General features: G+C 33.4%; 16 protein-coding genes. 1 reads left to right on the forward strand and 15 read right to left on the reverse strand.

What is annotated here, in order from left to right:
* From ruvA to ACFSSE_RS07540, 3 genes are all read right to left on the reverse strand, one after another.
* Positions 1-585 carry a Holliday junction branch migration protein RuvA gene (gene ruvA / locus ACFSSE_RS07530; protein ID WP_379043128.1) on the reverse strand — a complete coding sequence of 195 codons (585 nt, stop codon included), beginning with the start codon at positions 583-585 and terminating at the stop codon, positions 1-3.
* Between the two features lie 33 nt (positions 586-618).
* Positions 619-2889, reverse strand: coding sequence for an NADP-dependent malic enzyme (locus ACFSSE_RS07535; protein WP_379043131.1), 2271 nt, complete (start codon positions 2887-2889; stop codon positions 619-621).
* 173 nt (positions 2890-3062) lie between these two features.
* A complete protein-coding gene (locus ACFSSE_RS07540) occupies positions 3063-4778 on the reverse strand; it encodes a glycoside hydrolase family 3 protein (protein WP_379043134.1) in 1716 nt (571 codons plus the stop codon).
* Between the two features lie 541 nt (positions 4779-5319).
* Here ACFSSE_RS07540 and ACFSSE_RS07545 point away from each other — a divergent pair.
* The gene (locus ACFSSE_RS07545) at positions 5320-5949 is read left to right on the forward strand and encodes a porin family protein (protein WP_379043137.1); all 630 of its coding nucleotides are present in this window, start codon (positions 5320-5322) and stop codon (positions 5947-5949) included.
* Between the two features lie 30 nt (positions 5950-5979).
* Here ACFSSE_RS07545 and ACFSSE_RS07550 read toward each other — a convergent pair whose 3' ends face one another.
* The 12 genes from ACFSSE_RS07550 to ACFSSE_RS07605 all read right to left on the reverse strand — a co-directional run.
* Positions 5980-7173: an MFS transporter gene (locus ACFSSE_RS07550; RefSeq protein WP_379043140.1), complete on the reverse strand. Its 1194-nt coding sequence runs from the start codon at positions 7171-7173 to the stop codon at positions 5980-5982.
* A gap of 64 nt (positions 7174-7237) precedes the next feature.
* The gene (locus ACFSSE_RS07555) at positions 7238-7624 is read right to left on the reverse strand and encodes a hypothetical protein (protein WP_379043143.1); all 387 of its coding nucleotides are present in this window, start codon (positions 7622-7624) and stop codon (positions 7238-7240) included.
* 14 nt (positions 7625-7638) lie between these two features.
* Positions 7639-8307: a TonB family protein gene (locus ACFSSE_RS07560; protein ID WP_379043146.1), complete on the reverse strand. Its 669-nt coding sequence runs from the start codon at positions 8305-8307 to the stop codon at positions 7639-7641.
* A 154-nt stretch (positions 8308-8461) separates the two neighbouring features.
* A complete protein-coding gene (locus ACFSSE_RS07565) occupies positions 8462-9154 on the reverse strand; it encodes a type 1 glutamine amidotransferase domain-containing protein (RefSeq protein WP_379043149.1) in 693 nt (230 codons plus the stop codon).
* Between the two features lie 175 nt (positions 9155-9329).
* Positions 9330-10490, reverse strand: coding sequence for an iron-containing alcohol dehydrogenase (locus ACFSSE_RS07570; protein WP_379043152.1), 1161 nt, complete (start codon positions 10488-10490; stop codon positions 9330-9332).
* Between the two features lie 23 nt (positions 10491-10513).
* Positions 10514-11185, reverse strand: coding sequence for a DsbA family oxidoreductase (locus ACFSSE_RS07575; protein ID WP_379100837.1), 672 nt, complete (start codon positions 11183-11185; stop codon positions 10514-10516).
* A 1-nt stretch (position 11186) separates the two neighbouring features.
* Positions 11187-12185 (reverse strand): NADP-dependent oxidoreductase, encoded by a 999-nt coding sequence (locus ACFSSE_RS07580; protein WP_379043157.1) that lies wholly within the window; start codon positions 12183-12185, stop codon positions 11187-11189.
* 58 nt (positions 12186-12243) lie between these two features.
* Positions 12244-12681 carry a MarR family winged helix-turn-helix transcriptional regulator gene (locus ACFSSE_RS07585; RefSeq protein WP_379043159.1) on the reverse strand — a complete coding sequence of 146 codons (438 nt, stop codon included), beginning with the start codon at positions 12679-12681 and terminating at the stop codon, positions 12244-12246.
* A gap of 103 nt (positions 12682-12784) precedes the next feature.
* Entirely contained in the window at positions 12785-14962 is a 2178-nt protein-coding gene (locus tag ACFSSE_RS07590; RefSeq protein ID WP_379043161.1) for an ATP-binding protein, read from the reverse strand.
* A 139-nt stretch (positions 14963-15101) separates the two neighbouring features.
* Positions 15102-16400: an amidohydrolase family protein gene (locus tag ACFSSE_RS07595; protein WP_379043163.1), complete on the reverse strand. Its 1299-nt coding sequence runs from the start codon at positions 16398-16400 to the stop codon at positions 15102-15104.
* 23 nt (positions 16401-16423) lie between these two features.
* A complete protein-coding gene (locus ACFSSE_RS07600; RefSeq protein WP_379043168.1) occupies positions 16424-19450 on the reverse strand; it encodes an amidohydrolase family protein in 3027 nt (1008 codons plus the stop codon).
* A 209-nt stretch (positions 19451-19659) separates the two neighbouring features.
* Positions 19660-20054 (reverse strand): T9SS type A sorting domain-containing protein (locus ACFSSE_RS07605; RefSeq protein ID WP_379100840.1); only part of this gene is annotated, 395 nt, incomplete at its 5' end.

Below are 20054 nucleotides of genomic sequence, written 5' to 3' on the forward strand. Positions count from 1 at the left end.
TTATAAGGTTTTCAAAGCAATTTTTATGATGTTTTCAACAGTTAAAATCTCTGACGTAGATTTTACTGCTGCATCTACAGCTTTTTCGGCGGTATTTTTTACAAAACCCAACATTACCAGTGCACTTAACGCTTCATCTCTTGAAGTATTATTTTTTGGGATAGAAATTAATGTCCCAGTGCCATCTTTTTTTAATTTATCTTGTAATTCAATAATTAGTCTTTGGGCAGATTTAGGACCAATTCCTTTAATTCTTTTTATTTCGTTGATATCGCCACTAATAATTGCTTGCTCAATTTCTGCTGGGGTAATTGAAGAAAGCATCATTCTGCCTGTATTTGCACCTATTCCGTTTACAGATATTAAGTATAAAAACAAGCGTCTTTCACCTTCATCTGCAAAACCATAAAGTGTATGCGAATCTTCCCTTACAGCAAGCCAGGTGTATAACTTACAACGCTCTTGGTCTTTAAGAGCGCTGTAAGTATTTAATGAAATATGGATGTGGTAACCTATGCCTCCTGTTTCTATCACTACATAAGCTGGGCATTTAAAAGCCAGTTTACCATCAATATATTCGTACATTTTAATTTCAATTTTTTAGCTATTGTATTTGCATTAGCCATTTTCTTTGGCTTGCGCATCAACAACAGCAATAGTTACCATGTTAACAATTTCTCTAACAGAACTTCCTAATTGCACTACATGTACCGGTTTGTTCATCCCTAATAATATAGGCCCAACTGCTTCGGCACCACCTAGTTCTTGCAATAATTTGTAAGCAATGTTTCCGGCCTCTAAAGTAGGAAAAACTAATGTATTAGCTGGTGCAGATTTTAATTTAGAAAAAGGAAAGTTATCGTTTAGCAAAGATTTGTTTAAAGCAAAGTTGGCTTGCATCTCTCCATCAACCATAATTTTTGGATGTTTTTGGTGCAAAATTCTTACTGCCTCTCTGGTTTTGTGAGGCACTTCACCTTCATTGGAGCCATAATTAGAGTAAGATAAAATGGCTATCCTTGGTTTAATATTAAATTGTTTAACAGATTTATTTACCAATACCGTAATATCAACTAATTCATCAACGGTTGGATTTATATTAATTGTAGTATCGGCAAAAAACACTGGTCCTTTTTTGGTAAGCATTAAATACATACCGGCAACCCTGTTTACTCCTTCTTCTGTACCAATAACTTGTAAAGAAGGCTTTACTGTTGATGCATAGTTTTTAGTTAAACCAGATATTAAAGCGTCAGCATGCCCAAACTGAACCATTGAAGCTCCAAAATAATTCCTATCTCGCATTAACTTCTTAGCTTCGTACAGCGTAACCCCTCTTCTTTGGCGCTTTTGATAAAGATACTGAGCAAATTTTTCTGTCATCTCTGCCTCTTCTAAGGGGTCTATAATGGCTACTCCATCAAGTTCTAACTCGTTTTCTTCAATAATTTGATTGATGATAGCTTTATTGCCCAATAAAATTGGGATTGCTATTCCGTCGTCTTTAACTATTTGTGCAGCTTTTAAAATCTTGTAATTATCGGCTTCGGCAAATACAACTCTTTTAGGTGCAGATTGTGCTTTGTTAGTGATGCTACGCATTAAAGCATCATCCATTCCTAAACGCAATTTCAACTCTTCTCTATACTGTTCCCAATTTGTAATTGGATGCCTTGCAATACCCGAATCCATTGCGGCTTTTGCAACTGCTGGCGCAACAGTAATAATTAAACGGGTGTCTATTGGTTTAGGGATAATATAGTCTTTACCGTATTTAAGATTTTTAGCGTTGTATGCTAAATTTACAGCTTCAGGTACATTTTCTTTTGCTAAAGCAGCAATTGCTTTAACCGCAGCAACCTTCATTTCTTCATTTATAGAAGTTGAACGTACATCTAAAGCACCTCTAAAAATATATGGAAATCCCAGTACATTGTTTACTTGGTTAGGATAATCTGAACGGCCAGTGGCCATAATAATATCATCTCTGGTGGCTACAGCTAATTCATAAGCGATCTCTGGATTTGGATTAGCCATTGCAAAAACAATTGGATTTGGAGCCATCGTTTTTAAAGCCTCAGCAGATAATACATCGGCAGAAGAAAGACCAATAAATACATCGGCATTTATCATTGCATCTTCCAAAGTGCTGATATTTCTTTTGGTAGCAAATTCAGCTTTTGTGCCTTCCAAGTTATCACGATCGGCTCTTATCACACCAGATCTATCTAACATTACAATGTTTTCTAATCTAGCACCTAAAGAAACGTATAAACGAGTACAAGAAATTGCAGCTGCCCCAGCTCCGTTTATCACAATGGTTATTTCTTCAATTTTTTTCTCTTGCAATTCACAAGCGTTAATTAAAGCTGCGGCAGATATGATAGCTGTGCCGTGTTGATCATCATGCATTACCGGAATTTTCATCTCGGCTTTTAGTCTGCGTTCAATTTCAAAACACTCTGGTGCTTTAATATCTTCTAAATTTATGCCTCCAAAAGTGGGTTCTAGTGCCTTTACAATCTTTACAAAATCATCAACATTTTTAACATCTAATTCAAGATCAAAAACATCTATATCAGCAAAAATTTTAAACAATAAGCCCTTGCCTTCCATCACTGGTTTACCTGCTTCTGGGCCAATATCTCCTAAACCTAAAACTGCTGTTCCGTTACTAATTACAGCAACTAAATTACCTTTAGCAGTATATTTATAAACATCTTCAACGTTTTCTGCTATCTTTAAACAAGGTTCTGCTACTCCTGGCGAATACGCTAATGTTAAATCTCCTTGTGAATTTGTTGGCTTGGTTGGTATAACTTCTATCTTACCCGGACGACCTTGAGAATGATAATCTAAGGCATCTTGTTTTCTACTCGTTTTACTCATAAAAGGTTAAATTATAATCTGTGTAAAAATACAATTCTTTAGCACAGCATAAAACAAAATAAAGTTTTATGAATTATCTTAAACCCTTAAAACTAAAAATAGCTAATGAGAACACCTTAAAACAAGTACTTCTCATTAGCTATTGATATGTAATAATATCGTTATTTAATATTCTATTTCATTTGAATACCATCGCCATATTTAAAAAAGCTATTAATAGTTACTGGTAATTTACCGTTAGCTTTAATTTTACCTAGCAATAATTTAACAGCTGCATTTTCCATTTGTGGTGAGTTTTGATAACCAATTATTATTGTTTTACTTCCTTCTATGCCGGGTAAACTAGCTATAGTATAAGGGTTAGCAAGAACGGTTGTTATGGTATTTTGTTTAGCCACATCTGCAATAAACAACTTTAAATCAATACTGTAGCCTATGTTACTACCGGGTCTTTTGTTGGTATCGTAAATATTCAATAAACAAATATCAAACTTTTTCAACTCTTGCTTTACACTTTCTAACTCTTTTAAAGTAACATCTTTAGGGATGATAAAAAGTGTAGCATCTGGAATTTCCTTTCTTATAGCATCAGAAAAAACAGTAGGTACTTTTGGGCCTATGTTTATAATTGCTGTTTTGCGTACAAAATCGTTTCTAAGCGGTATAAGACTTTCTCCTTTTAATAAGGTGATGGCTGCATCACTTAATTCTTGATTTAATTGTTGTGCTGCTGGCGTGTTCAAATCAGCAACTACATTTGTGGTAATTACAGGCTCTAATTTATTTAAGCCCATCCAATATTTAGCTTTTAATATTTTAAGCACTTTAGCATCAATATCTGCCCATGTTAATCTTTTTTGTCTGATAGATTTACGAATCAGTTTTTCAGCTCTCAGTGTGTTTTCTGAAAGTTCTAAAACATCGTTTCCGGCAATTAATCCTCTAACATCTGCCTCGCCATTAGGGAAAAATTTAACTACACCTTTCATATTCATGGCATCAGAAAATATTAAGCCTTCAAAACCTAATTTGTTTTTTAATATATCTGTTACTATTGGTTTAGATAAAGTGGAGGGCAAATTTGGTGTATTATCTAAAGATGGAATATTCATGTGAGCTACCATTACACCACTTAAATTTGCTTTAAAAGCCTCTTTAAAAGGATACATTTCTAAAGAATCTAACCGCCCGGCAGTAAAAGGTAATTTTGGTAAATCGTAATGAGAATCAACATCCGTATCGCCATGGCCAGGAAAATGTTTTGCTGTTGTTAAAATACCACTTTCTTGCATTCCTTGCATATATGCGATACTTTTTTCTGCAACGTTGTATTTATTTTCTCCAAAAGATCTGAAATTAATTACCGGATTTTTTGGGTTGTTGTTTACATCCATTACAGGCGCAAAATTTATTTGCATGCCTAACCTTTTAAAGTCTTTGGCAACTTCTTGCCCCATTTTATACAACAGCTGGTTGTTTTGAATTGCCCCCAACGTCATTTGATAAGGATAAGACATGGTACTATCTAAACGCATACCCAAACCCCATTCGGCGTCCATTGCTACCATTAGCGGAATTTTTGAAAGCTTTTGATATTGATTAGTTAAAGCAGCTTGCTTTGCAGGCCCGCCTTGAAAAAAAACTACTCCACCTAAATGTTCTTTTGCAATAACTTTCCCTACAGAATCGGCGTATTTTTGACCTAAATCTGTATGTGCTCGAACCATAAATAGCTGACCAATTTTTTGATTTCTGGTCATTTTTTTAAATACCGAATCGACCCAGCGATTGGGATTATTTAAGGTTTTAACAAAAGGAACAGGAGTTTGTGCTTTTAAACCTATTGAAAAGCAGATTAGGCTTAATACAAACCAAAAAGATTTCTTCATTACAAATTTTTTAAAGTGTTTTTTAGCTAATTTGATAAACCACCAAATTTAATAACGCAATATCTAAATTAATAGCTATGTAAACGATTTGGTATATTTTACTTTATTAACAATTTAATAATTGAAGAAGACAAGGGCTAAGATATACATTAAACCAAGATTACGCAATAAGAATTTGCCACAACAAAATTCTACTGCAAATCTATTTCTATACTCTTTTTTCTAACATTAGAATAGAAAAACTATTCTTTTAATTAGAAAAAACCCGTGTCTAATAGCTTTTTTTATAATCTTGTTTCGCTTTAATCTCTACTGCATAATCCGGGTTAAAGAAATTATTATTTAATGATATTGAAAAATTAATTTTGTAGTGCATAAACTACACCCAGTTTTTATCTGAAACAAAAATTAAGTAAATCATAAATTGAAATCATAAAAACATAAATATTTATTAATCAATATATTATGTAATAAATGTTAGACAAAATTATTTTTTGGCATCATTATTTCCTAAGCACATTAAATTAATTAAAATAAAATTATGAAAAAATTATTTATAGCTGCTTTTGCTTTACTAATGATAGGAAAAGTCAATGCTCAAGAAAAATCAAGTGGTTTAAGTTTTGGAATTAAAGGAGGTGTAAGTTTTAGTAATATTATTAAAACCGATGATTCTGATTTTAAAACAGATTATTTAACTGGTTATAATGCAGGTGTATTTATTAGTATCCCTATTGTTGATAGATTATCTTTTCAGCCGGAGGTGATGTTTTCTCAGAAGGGTTACAAATCTGAAAGAACGGGATTATTAAATAATGGTACGTTTACTCAAACAACCAATTGGATTGAAGTACCAATTTTAGCGGCTATAAATGTAGCTAGTGGTTTCAATTTGTATTTAGGGCCACAAATTTCATTTTTAACTAAAACTACCAATAAATACGAAGGTGATTTTAATAGTTCGCAACAAACAAAATATGAAGACGATGCGGATAAGTTTAAGAAAAGTATAGCTGGCGGTGTTTTAGGAGCTGGTTTTGATATTACAAAAAACATAAGCTTAAACGGAAGGTATGCTTTAGATTTCCAAAAAAACAATGAAAACGGAACTACTGAAACTCCAGCTTTTAAAAACCAAGTTTGGCAAGCAGGTTTGGCTTTAAAGTTTTAAATAATACACAATTTTAAAAATCCTTTTGCTTTAACTAGTAAGAGGATTTTTTTTTGGCTGTATTTTTTTAGTTTTATGCCAAAACAGATAAACTAAGCCAAGCATATTTACAGATGCAATACCGTAAAAAACGGTTGGCGTACGCCCAATAATGTCTTGTACAAACCAACCCGAAAAGAAAGCTCCTAATCCAATCCCTACTTCTAAGCCAATATACATGGTAGCAACAGAAAGTCCTCTTTTATCGTAATCACTTAAATCAATTGTCCAGGCAGAAATAGCTGGCGAAAGCATACCAGTTGCAACGCCATAAAGTAAGGCTCCACTTAAAAAACCTGTAACGGTTTGCCAAGTACCAATCCATATTAAGGCAATACAAAGTATTGATAAAGAAATTTTTAGAATTGGTACTCTCCCAAACTTATCTGATGATTTGCCTGCCAAAAAACGCATTAATAATGATGAGATGGTGAAAACCATAAAAAACACACCCTTATTTGCTATACCTACATGCGCTGTCCAATCGGGAATTACGGTTATAATTGCCCCGTAACTTACATAGCTAAATAAGGTTACCCAAAAAGCTGGCAAAGCTTGTTTATTCATCCATTCGTTACTCTTTATTTTTAATAAACTCACTTTAAAAGTTTGTTTGTTTGCCAAAGTTTCTTTCATATTAAATATGATGGCAATGGATAACAATGCAAACAATGAGGAGCAGTAAAATAAAATATTGATAGAAAAATATTGAGTAATTGCACTTCCTATTGCTGGGCCAATTGCCATACCTGTACTAAAAAACAAGCTATGTATGCCCATAGCTTCTCCCCACCTACCTGCAGGTACAATATCTGCAACGTAAGCAGCAGTTGCAGTTGGCTTAAAACCCGTAGAAAACCCATGAATTAATCTTAAAAATAAAAAGCCTGAAATACTGGTGAGTATTGGATACAAAAAGCCACAAACAAAACAAACTAAAGAACCGATAGCCATAATAGGTACTCGCCCAATTTTATCAGTTAACTTGCCACTAAACGGACGAGAAATGCCAGCAGTTATGGTAAATAGAGCGATGATTAAACCCTTATATTCTGCTCCACCTAAACTTGTTAAATATGCAGGCAACTCAGGAATTAACATGTTAAAACTCGCAGAAAAAAGAAAAGAGCTAAAGCAAACTAAAAGGAAAGGAAGGGTATATAAACTTTTTGTGGTATCAGACATTATTGAAAAAACATTTCATTCTAATTTATATGAGAATGGAATAAAATAATTTGCTTGGTTGGATTTATACATCTTTTTGAAATTTATAGCTCCAATAAATTCTTAGCATTTCTGCGAAGATAAATAAGGAGAATAATAAATTTTCTAATCCTACCCAAGAAACGTAATAGCTGATGGAGGAAACAAAACCTATGGAAAAAGCTAAAAAAATAAAACGGGGTAATAACTGGCAGTAATAAATTATTATCCCTGCTTTTTTAGGAATAGCTAATAAAAATGCTGATGCTAATAAACTAAACCATAGCAGAACATATAAAAACCTCGAAAAAATCTCATTTATAGTAAATGATTCTTCTTGAAAGAACGAAAACAATTGTAAGCTCCCTTCTGGGGCCATTAAGTAAAAAGACAATAAATCTAAAAACGCAAAAAAACGAAGTGTCCATTTCATGGCGCTAATATAGCTTATTTACAGTTTTGGGCAATTAAATCATCGGCATCTGTAAAGCCAATATTTTTAATAAAATTTAAAGTTTCACAAGCGCCATCCTTATCTCCTTGTTTCAATTTCTTTTTTGCTTCCACTAATAATTCTTCCACTAATTCAGCATCGTAGCCTAAATCTGCTTTCAGATTTATTATTTCTTGTTCATTTTTAGTGTTTGCCAAACCTGCGTATTTATTCTTATAATAATTTATAATTGCATCTTCTAAAGCTTGTCTTGTTTTATATGCTTCAATTGATTTCGCTATTTCATTAGCTGTAAGGTTACTACAATTATAATTTTGCAGCGTAAATTTTATAGGCACCACCATTTCAGATCTTTCGCTATAATTCTTCGGGATATCCCATTTATGGGTAGTTAGCTTAATCAATCTTATAGCTTCATCATCTAAATCAACACCTAAACCTTGTTTTGCTTTTACGTTTGAAACTTGTCCGTCTTTATTTAAATTAAAAGAAACATAAATAACGCCTTCTATACAATTACGTTTTGAATAAACCGGATAAACTTTATTGGTATTTATAAATTGTTCTAAAGCACTTTCTCCTCCTTTAAAAACAGGTTGATCATCAGCGCCTAATAAGCCCAAAAGAAAAACTAAAGAAAATTTTATAATTGAAATTATCATAATTGATAAACGTTTATTTAATAATTTATTATGCTTTAACTATTTACGAAAAAATAGTCATTTTTTAATGAACAAAAAAGCCAGATTTATTTCTGGCTTTTTTACTATGCTTCTTAATTACAAAAGCAAAAATTGCATTGCTTTTCCGAAATCACTAACTAGCTTTTTTTACTAATAATGCTTTTAAAAGTAATTTCGCAGCCTCTTCTGATGATGCCGGATTTTGACCTGTAATTAACAAACCATCTTGTTTAACATACACTCCCCAATCTGCACCTTTGCTGTAAGTAGCACCTAATTTTTTCATTTCGTCTTCTAATAAAAACGGAACTACATCTGTTAATTGCACTGCCTCTTCCTCTGTATTTGAGAAACCAGTTACTTCTTTACCTTTTACCAAAGGCTCGCCATTAGCATCTTTAACATTTACCAAAGCACCTGGTGCGTGGCATACAAAAGCTACTGGCTTATCATTATTATAAAAGTTTTGAATTAATGCAATAGAGTTTTCATCATTTGCTAAATCCCAAAGTGGGCCATGGCCTCCAGGGTAAAAAACAGCATCATAGTCTGCTTGGTTAACCTCACTTAAAACAACTGAAATAGCCAATTTTGTTTTTAAAGCTTCGTCTGCATAAAAACGTTTAGTGGCTGGTGTCTGAGAATCTGGCGCTGTGCTTTTAGGGTCTATTGGTGGTTGCCCGCCTTTTGGCGAAGCAATAGTAAGTTCCACTCCTGCATCTGCCATTACATAATATGGTGCAGCAAATTCTTCTACCCAAAATCCGGTTTTTTCGCCGGTATTTCCTAAATCACTGTGTGATGTTAATACAATTAATACTTTCATTGTTGTTGTTTTTAATTTAATAAAATTTATTTTTTTGTGGACATTTTACCACTACTCCAGCTGGCGGATAAATCTTTTTTGCTGTCCTTCGACTTCGTTCAAGATTACAAAAAAGGGTATCGCTACCATCGTTAACGCTTTTTCTATTAAGTTTTACTGTAAATACAATAGCAACCTAATAGCTCATTTCTACAATTTTCTCAACATCTGCCGGAGCTAATGTTTTGTGTTCTCCTAAACCTAACCAACCTCTTTCTGTAAATCTTGCTGCAATTTTTTGTGCAGTTCCTTCATAATCTTTAGTATAGTCAGATAATTTGGTGTCGATTTCTAGAGAATGGAAAAAATCTTCTGTTTTTACGATGGCTGCTTTCGCAATAGCATCTGTATCGCCTTCGGTAATTCCCCAAACTCTTTTTCCGTATTGAGCTAGTTTTTCTCTTTTTGATGCAAAGTTGTAACGGTAATGACTAGGTGCAATTACAGCTAAAGTTCTTGCATGGTCTATTCCGTATTGTGCCGTAAGCTCATGCCCAATAGCATGCACAGCCCAATCTGTTGGCACTCCTTTTTGTATTAATCCATTCAAAGCCATGGTACAACTCCACATAAAATTAGCAGCCGCCTCATAATCTGAAGGGTTAGCTGTTATTCTGGGAGCTACTTCAATTAAAGTTTGCATAATACTTTCTGCAAATCTGTCTTGCAATGCTGCACCAATTGGGTAAGTCATGTATTGTTCTAAAACATGTGTAAAAGCATCAGTAATACCGTTTGCTAATTGGCGCTGTGGGATAGATTGTACCACTTCTGGGTCCAGAATAGAAAATTCAGGAAATAAGCCAGGACCACCCATAGCCAATTTTTCTTGTGTTTCTGCTCTGGTAATTACCGAACCAGAATTCATTTCCGAACCTGTTGCAGGTAAAGTTAAAACAGTTCCAAATGGTAAACCTTTTTTTGTTGGGATGGCATTTTTTAAAATATCCCAAGGCTCGCTACCTTCATATAAAGCTGCTGATGATAAAAATTTAGTACCATCAATAACAGAACCACCGCCAACAGCTAACATATAAGTTATATTTTCTTCTTTGATGATTTTTAATGCATCCATTAAAATAGCATATTCTGGATTAGCCGGAATACCTCCAAACTCTATAACTTCAAAATCTTTTAATGCTGTTTTCACTTGTTCATAAATACCGTTTGATTTGATACTGCCACCACCATAAAGCATTAAAACTTTAGCATTTTTTGGTATTTCTGTAGCAATTTTAGCTATTTGTCCTTTACCAAAAATTATTTTAGTAGGGTTTTTAAATTCAAAATTTAACATAATTTATATTCTTTATCTTATAGTTAACAATCGTCTCCAGTACACTGGAATTCATTACTTTCTTTTTTTATTTCTAATTGCTCAAATGCTTCTAAAAAAGCAGCAGGTGGTTGAGCACCTTGTATCATATATTTATCATTAATAATAAATGTTGGTACCGCATTAATTCCAGCATTTCTGTACATCGCTTCTTCTGCTAAAACTTCTTCTTTAGCAACATCACTAGCTAAAAATTGTTCTAATTCAAGTTTATCTAAGCCACACTCTTCTCCTAATTGTACTAAAGTTTGATTGTTAGAAAAATCTTTACCGGCTGCAAAATAAGCTTCAAATAATTTTACCGCTAAACTTAAATCTTTGCCCTTTTGTTTAGCAAACCACATTAAACGGTGTATGTTTATGGTATTGGGGATATTTGTGATACTTTCCGGATTCATCGCTAAAGATTCGCTATCTGCAACATCTTTAATCTGATTAAACATATTTGCGCCTCTTTCTCCAAATTTTTGAGTTAAGAACTTATTTTTGTCCATTCCCTCTTTTTGCAATTCTGGGTGCAACTGAAAAGGTTTCCAGGTTATTTCCGCCTCGTAATTACCTTGTTTTAAAGCGTCATTCAGTCTTTTTTGACCTATGTAACACCAAGGACAAACCAAATCAGAAACAATATCTATTTTAATTTTGCTGGCCATCATTTTATATTTTAACAATCATTTTACCTTTATTTTTTCCTTCAAAAAGGTCTAAAAAAGCTTGTGGTATTTGATCAAAACCTTCAACTATGGTTTCTTGATGTGCCAATTTTCCATCTTTTAACCAAGTAGCCATTTTTTGAATAGCTTCTGGGAATTTAGCCGCGTAATTTGACACAATAAAACCTTGCATTAACACACTGTTTTTTACAATAATTGGTTGCAATCTTGGCCCTTTAGCAATTTCAGTATCGTTATATAAAGATATTGCACCACAAACCGGCACTCTTGCAAAATTGTTTATGTTAGCTAAAACTGCATCAGAAATTTCGCCACCTACATTATCAAAATAAACATCCACTCCGTTTGGAGCAGCATTTTTAATGGCTTTTGAAATATCTTTAGTGGTTTTGTAATTGATTACTTCATCATAACCAAAATCTTTTTTAAGCATTTCAACTTTTTCATCCGTTCCGGCTAAACCAACAACTCTGCAACCTAATACTTTACCTATTTGCCCAACTACAGAACCTACAGCGCCAGCCGCACCAGAAACTACCAATGTTTCTCCTTCTTTAGGCTTTCCAATTTCTGTTAAACCTAAATAAGCTGTTAAACCGGTCATCCCAAGTATCCCTAAGTAAGCAGATAATCCAACTTTAGTACCATCTACTTTATTAAGTCCTTTGCCCGTACTCACTTGAAATTCTTTCCATTCTAATAAACCCGAAACATGACTTCCTACTTTAAAATCAGCGTTTTCAGAAGCAATAACTTCTGCTATCATACCAGAACTTATAGGTTTGTGAAGTTCAAACGGCGGAACGTAAGATTTTGCATCGCTCATTCTTCCTCTTAAGTAAGGATCAACAGAAACAAACAATGCTTTCAATAATATTTCTCCGTTTTTAGCGGTAGGTTTTTCTTCTTCAATAAATTTAAAATCATTTAAAGTTGGCGTTCCAATTGGTCTTTTATCTAATAAAATTACTCTATTCATCATTTCGTCATTTTTAAGCCATCAACATTAACATCCATGGACTTTATTTTAATAATTTTTTTTAACTTCTAATTTTCTCTAATAAATCGTTTAATGAATTAGATTGTTCGTTACTTAAATCAAAAACCAAACCATCAATTAATATGCGTCCTTGCTTACGGATTTTCTGACCTTCATCTGTTATTTTAACAAACACTTCTCTCTGGTCTGTTGGGTTTCTCTCTTTCGCTATTAAACCTTTATCCATTAACTTATTTAACAACCTAGATACATTTGGCATCCTATCAATCAATCTCTCTTTTATTAAATTAACAGTAGCCGTTTGGTTTGGCTGCCCAGCTAAAATACTTAAAGCATTAAATTGTTGTAGAGATAAACTTGTGGGCTTTAAAGCAATGGCAATTTTGTTCAATATCCAGTTAGAAGTAAATATCACATTGGTGAAAGCCCTTTGCTGAGGATTTAAAAATTCATGTTTAATTTCTTCTTCTAATTTCATGTGACAAAATTAACATCCATGGATGTTAATTCATAATTCTAAAGAGTTTTATTTGCTATAGAAAAGTAAAATTGAAATCTAAAACAGATTCTGAGGAATTAAATTATGATGCGGTGGATTGTTGCAGGCTTAATTTTTGCAATATTTGATAAAGTGTTTGCTCTTGAAAAGGTTTAATAATATGCCCATTCATTCCGGCGGCAATATAACCAGCCAACTCTTCGGAAATCACATTTGCTGTGATGGCAAAAATAGGAATATTTGCTTTTTCGGAATTGCTATATAATCTAATTTTCTTAGTGAGCTCAACCCCATTCATTACTGGCATTTGTATATCAGTTAATACAGCAGCATATTCATTATCTTCAAATAACTGAAACGCAATTTCGCCGTTTGCAGCCTCATCACAAGCTATACCCCATTTCTTTAGAATGATGGTAAGTAGTTTAATATTCAACAAATTATCATCAACAATTAATACTTTATTAGGGTCTAAATTTAAAGGTTTATGTAACGCAATTGTAGCATTATCATTTTCCGAAGTACTTTCAACCACGCAAACCGGCGCATCAGCAACTGCATAAGGAATATTTACGATAAACCTAGAGCCTTTACCAAATTCACTTTCTACAATTATAGTTCCGTTTTGCGCTTCAATAATTTTTTTAGTGATACTTAAGCCCAAACCACTTCCGTCTTTTCGGTTTTCAGAATTATTATCCAATACCTGCGTAAACTCATCAAACAAAACAGTAATATTTTGTTTAGAGATGCCAACACCCGTATCAATTATTTCTAAGGTAATGTTTGATGCAGAAACTAACTTGCAGTTTACTGTTACAGAACCTGTACTGGTAAATTTAATGGCGTTGTTAATTAAATTCACAAGTACTTGTTTAAAGCGATATTCATCTCCTTTCAAAATAGTACCGTCTTCAAAAAAGAAATTTGCTACTAAATCCAATTTTTTGCTTTGTGCTAAAACCTGCAAAGTATTAACCACATCTTTAACCGCCTTTTGTGGGTTAAAATTAGTGGCATTTAAATTTAATTTACCCGATTCTAGTTTGGTTAAATCTAAAACATCATTTACCAAAGAAAGCAACATATTTGAAGATTCTGTGATAGCACCTATGTAAGACCTACTTTCTTCTTCTGACGGATTTTTAGACAATTGCGAAGAAAAACCAACAATAGAATTTAGGGGTGTTCTAATTTCATGACTAAGGTGTGCTAAATAATCTCGCTTAAGATTGGTTTGTTTAACTGCATCATTTTTAGCTTCAACAAGCTGATGCTCATAATTATACAATCTCCATATATTAAATATGATAACCAAAGCTAAAACAAGAGCTAATATTAAAACTATTCTAGTATCACTATTTAAAGATTTAAGGCTGTTTGTTGCATAAACTTTTAACACACTGGCGTTTGCTATGTTTTTATTGTATTCTTGAGTTTCTAATTCTTTTAGAATGGTTAAAAGTTCGTTTAACAAAGTCATGTTTGCTACAATAATTTCATTTTCGCGAGCTTTAACCAGATTTTGATTAGCAACCAACTTTTTGATACTTTGCTTAAACAAACTGTTCATCTTTAACAGTGTTAAACTATCCTGTGTAATTTTAGTGTTTTGTACTAGGTTATTATTTTTGGTAATAATTGTATCGGCAGTTGCTGTATTTTTATTAACTAATGCAGCACCAATACGTTTAAGCAACCCTTTCTTTGGCGTGTCATTTACTTGTACAGCTGTATCGGCTTTTTGCGATAAAATAGATTGTATATCGGTTATTTTAAAAGGTTTGAAATAAAAACCTCGACTTTCTTCAATCTCACTTAACTTATCTGTTGCCAACAATAAAGAGTCATTAATTGCTTTTAGCCTGATAAACAAATCTGTATTTCTTTTTTTATCTTTTACTAATGCAGTTAAGTTTTTTGTTTGCTGATTTTTTGAATTTAGATTACGATATGCTTGAAGGCTATCAAGCTTAGCCCCTAATAATAAAAGTTGAGATTTATAATCTTGATAATAAACAGATTCACGCGTGTTTACATATAACCTAAACTTATTTTCGATATCAAACAAGCTTTCGAAACTGCTGTTAATATCGTGAATGGCTAAATTATTTTCGCTCAATAAATTAACAGACTCCGACAAGTTTTTAGAAACTTCTTTACGATGGATGGCTACATATACCAATTGCACCAAGGAAAAAGTAAAAACTGCAATTAATATGTATCTATAGTTAATAGTTTTATATCCCTTCTCAGCCATCTTAATTAATAGATTAGTACGTCAAAGATAATAATTTTAGCTAAGGCTTATTTAATTTATAAAACGGAAACAAAGCAGAAATAAAATGCCTGCATTTTTGTAGAATGCAGGCTTTTTAGAAATTAAATTAATTTAAATTTTAATCGGCTTTTATGCCATATTTATCAGCATAACGCTTGTAAAGTTGTTTCTGTAAATTATCTAAATTAATTAACCGGCCTTGTATAAAAGCAGTTTCTATATTGTTTGTTCTCATATCCAAAGCATCGCCAGTAGAAATAATGATGTTTGCATCTTTACCAACTTCTAAACTTCCTGTTTGCGCATCAATACCTAAAATTTTAGCGTTATTTAAAGTAATTGTAGCTAAAGCTTCTTCTTTGGTTAAACCATAAGCTGCCGCTGTGCCTGCCATAAACGGAAGGTTACGTTGTTGCCAATAACCATCAATACTCATCCCTACTAGAACGCCAGCATCATGCAAAATTTTAGCATTTTTATATGGTAAATAAATATCATCATCTTCATTATTTGGTAAAGCTTGGCTCTCACGCATAATTACAGCAATCTGATGCTCTTTTAAAAAACTTGTAATTTCTGAAGCCTCCTGTGCACCCACCAAAACAGGTTTAATATTAAAGCTTTCAAAAAACTTAACAGCTATAATAATGTCTTTTTGGTCATTTACATTTACCATTGCTTTTTTAGTGCCATTAAACAAACCTTTTAAAGCATCAAATCTTGCGTTAAACGTTTGTGGATTACCTAAATTTGCATAAGCTTGGGCTTGTGCTAAATAACTTTGCATTTCCGCCATTTGCTTTTGGTAACGTTCTTTTTGTTGTTCTTCTGAAGCTCCGCCTCCTCTTCTGCTGGTTCTAGTTTTTGATGTTGGCCAATTAAAATGAACTGCCATATCTAATTTGTAAGCGGCATCTTCCCAATTCCAAGCATCTAATTGCACTATAGATGAAGTACCAGAAATTAACCCTCCTTGCGGAGTAGGTTGCGATAATAATATACCGTTAGAACGGATGGTGGCAATAATTTTAGAATCGGTATTGTAAGCAATGATAGAACGTACATGTGGGTTTATGTCTCCTGTTTCCGAGATATCACGGGTTGCCCTAACAGATTCTACATCAACCAAACCTAAACCATTTGCTGGTGCTATAAAACCAGGGTAAATGTGTTTGCCGGTTGCTTTGTAAACAGCAATATCTTGCGGAACAGCATCACCTTCTTTCACCATTGTTATTTTCCCTTCTGAGAAAAATATGGTGCCGTTTTCTATTACCTTCCCATTACCAATATGTATGGTGCCACCTACAATTGCTATGTTGTTTTTTTGCTTGGGTGCAGGTGCAATATCAGCTTGTGCAAAAGTTAAGCTACTTGCAAAACTTAATGCTATCATTTGAAATATTAATTTTTTCATTTTGTTTTCTTTAAAATAACAGATTAATGAGCTGCAGTTTGGTAATCTTCTTCCATGGTATCGCAAGTATCTAAGGCTGGCTTAGTAGTTACCGGACGTTGAGTTTTTGAACCACCACTTTTAGAATCTATCATTTTTTGAATTAAGCGAGATTTTTCTGAAACCATAGCTTTTTGTTTTTCTGCATCTTGGTCTATATCCCAATACTTAATACCATCAACAAAAGTTTTCTCGGCTTTAGCGTAAACAGATAACGGGTTTGCAGACCAAACTACCAAATCGGCATCTTTACCAACTTTAATGCTACCCACTTTATCATCAATATGGAGCATCTTTGCCGGATTTAACGTTACAAATTTAAAAGCCTCTTCTTCGCTCACATTCCCATACTTTACTGCTTTTGCAGCTTCTTGGTTTAAACGACGAGCCATTTCTGCATCATCAGAATTGAAGGCAGTTAACACTCCGGCACTGTGCATTAATTTACCATTATATGCAATTGCTTCTGAAACCTCCATTTTATAAGCCCACCAATCTGCAAAGGTAGAACCTGCAATTCCTCTGGCTGCCATTTTATCGGCAACTTTATAGCCTTCTAAAATATGGGTAAACGTGTTTATCTTAAAGCCTAAACTATCTGCAACATGCATCAACATATTTATTTCTGATTGTACATAAGAGTGGCAAGTGATATGACGATTATCGTCCAAAATTTCTACCAAAGCATCCAACTCTAAATCTTTACGGGGTTGGCTTAAGCCCGATTTATTTTTTGCACCATTATAAGCTGCCCATTGTGCTTTGTATTCTTTAGCCCTAACAAATGCATCAACAAAAACTTGTTCAACACCCATACGAGTTTGTGGAAAACGGATGGTATTAAAATCGCCCCAGTTGCTTTGCTTCACATTTTCGCCTAAGGCAAACTTGATAAAACCTTCCCAACCAGTAAATTTCATTTCTTCTGGTGTCTTACCCCATCGTAATTTAATTAATTGGGTTTGCCCTCCAATTGGATTTGCAGAGCCATGTAATAAATGTGAAGTTGTTACGCCACCACCTAACTGACGGTAAATATTTATATCGTCAGACTCTAAAACATCGCCAATTCTAACTTCAGAAGTTACCGCTTGCGTACCTTCGTTTACACCGCGGCTAATTGCAATGTGCGAATGCTCGTCAATAATACCCGCAGTTAAATGTTTACCAGTAGCATCAATTATTTTTGCACCCGCAGCGTTTAGGTTTTTACCTATAGATTTTATTTTTCCGTTAACAATTAAAACGTCTGTATTTTGCAAAATACCATCTTTCTCGTTGGTCCAAACGGTGGCGTTTTTAAATAAAACACTTTCTTGTTTTGGGGTTTCTTTATTACCAAAAGCTATAAATGGAAAAATAACATCTCCAACTTTAAGCGCTGGCTTTGGTTCTTCTTTTTTAACTTTTTCTGTAAAGGCAGTAGCGTAGGTAGCTGTAAAATTACTTTTATCACCATCTGCATCTATAGCCTCGCCTTTTATTACAATAGGTGTTTCAGCGTCTAAGTAACCGGTTAACCTCGTATCGCCAGTTTTGTTCTTATTCAAATCAAAGTAAATGCTTACCAAATCGCCGTTACGGGTAATATTACCTTTTACTTTTAAACTATCAGCTCCAGTTTTTTCTAAGTTTAAATCATAAGCGCCTAAACTTCCACCAATTTTCATAGTGTAAGCACCCATACCGCCAATCACCAAATCGTAATTACCTCTCAAATCTTTCACATCTTTTTGCGCTACAATAAACCTTTTACCTTGCACCCAGTTTTCGTAAATGATATTGCCTTTTTTGAATAAGGAATCTGATGTGATTAAAAAATTAGCTGCTTTACCAGCACTTAATGTGCCTACTTGATTATCAATTCCTAAAAATTTAGCTGGTATCTCTGTTAACGATTTTAAAGCCTGTTGCTGTGTTAAACCATGATCTATAGCTAAACGTAGGTTTGTCCAGAAATCTTTAGTACTTTCTAAATCTGATGAAGTGATTGCAAATTCAACTCCAGCGTTTTGCATTACCGCAGGGTTTGTTGGTGCTAATTCCCAATGTTTCATTTGTGCGTAACTTACACTCCTAGCATCTGCAGGATCTTCAACATCGTAGGCTTTAGGGAAGTTTAAAGGAATAATAAATTTTCCATTTGTTGCTTTAATAGCTGCAATTCTTTGGTATTCGTCTCCACCAGATTTAAATAAATATTGGGTATTAAACTCGTCGCCAAGCTTATCAGCTCTTAAAACATCTTGCCAACTATTCACTTCAAAAAGCTGAGTTAAACTTTGTGTTTTGTTAAATTCTGATAAAGACATGTTAAACTCTTTACTTTGGCTTTTGTACCAATTTGCATCTAAATAAGTTTGACGCATTAAGGCAATAGCACCCATTAAAGAACTTGGATAATCTGTTTTAGCTGTGCCTTTATTAAAAGAGTAATTTGCAGATACATTATCTTTCAATATCACTAAATTAGGACTATCATCATTTAATGTAACCACTACTGATGTTCCTCTAGCAATACCATCTTTTATTAAGGTATTAACAGTCCCAAAACCTAATTTTTTTAATTCCTCTGCTTTTTTAACATCCACATTAAAAACCGAAGCTGTGCTCATTTCTGGTTTTATTGCTTCGTTCCAAGAATAAGCACCTCCTTTTGTAGAAGTAAATACAGGTTGAGCACCTCTGCCAAAACTCTGACGAGAACTTTCTGGCACTCCATAATTACTAAAAGCATCAATTAAAGAAGGGTAAATGTATTTCCCTTTTAAATCAATTACCACGTAACCTTTAGGAATGGTTAAAGCTGTACCAACTTGTTCAATTTTTTGATCTTTAATAATTAGTGTACCGTTTTTAATGGTTTGCACCGAGTTAATAACAATATTGGCATTTGTAAAAGCAAATTGACCGTTTCGGTAATCTTTAGACCCATTTACAGGATAAGTTTCTTGTGCTTTAACAAAAAGACCAACGCTTATAAATAAAATGGTGAGTAATTTTTTCTTCATAAAAAGGGATTAATTTCTAAATCTAAGCAGTTTTAAATGATTTATATAAGCGCTTTTGTAAATTTTTTGTGTGTAAAAACAAAAAATCCCTACATTGAGTCTTCAATCTTAATGATTTTAACATCAAAGAACACGGAACAGCAATTGCTTTCCTAAAAAAATCCTGATAATTTTTACATCATCAGGATTTGGTTTTTGATTTTGAATAACTAGTGCGCTATTATAATTTGCTTTTTGATGGTTTCTTTTCCGTCTGTTATATGGAGGTAATAAGTACCGTTTTTAAGGTCTTTGGTATTCAATTTTAATGTTTTCTCTCCCTTTTTAGTTTGAGATGAAATTAAAATATCTCCCTTATCATTCAATATTTTTATCTCGCGTGTATTACTGTAATTTTGAAATTCTAAATTAAGCTCATTATTAGCAGGGTTAGGATAAATATTAAAATTACCTGTACGATAATTATTCATAGAACAATCTAGAGATTCTACTTCTGTTTCCACCCAATCAGATGTGCCACAAGCACCAATTGCCCTTATTTGAAATATGTAATAGCCTGGAGGAAAATTACCAAAAATATCATCCCCTGGAAATACACTCCCGT

The sequence above is a fragment of the Pedobacter alpinus genome (assembly GCF_042684645.1).
Lineage (GTDB): Bacteria > Bacteroidota > Bacteroidia > Sphingobacteriales > Sphingobacteriaceae > Pseudopedobacter > Pseudopedobacter alpinus.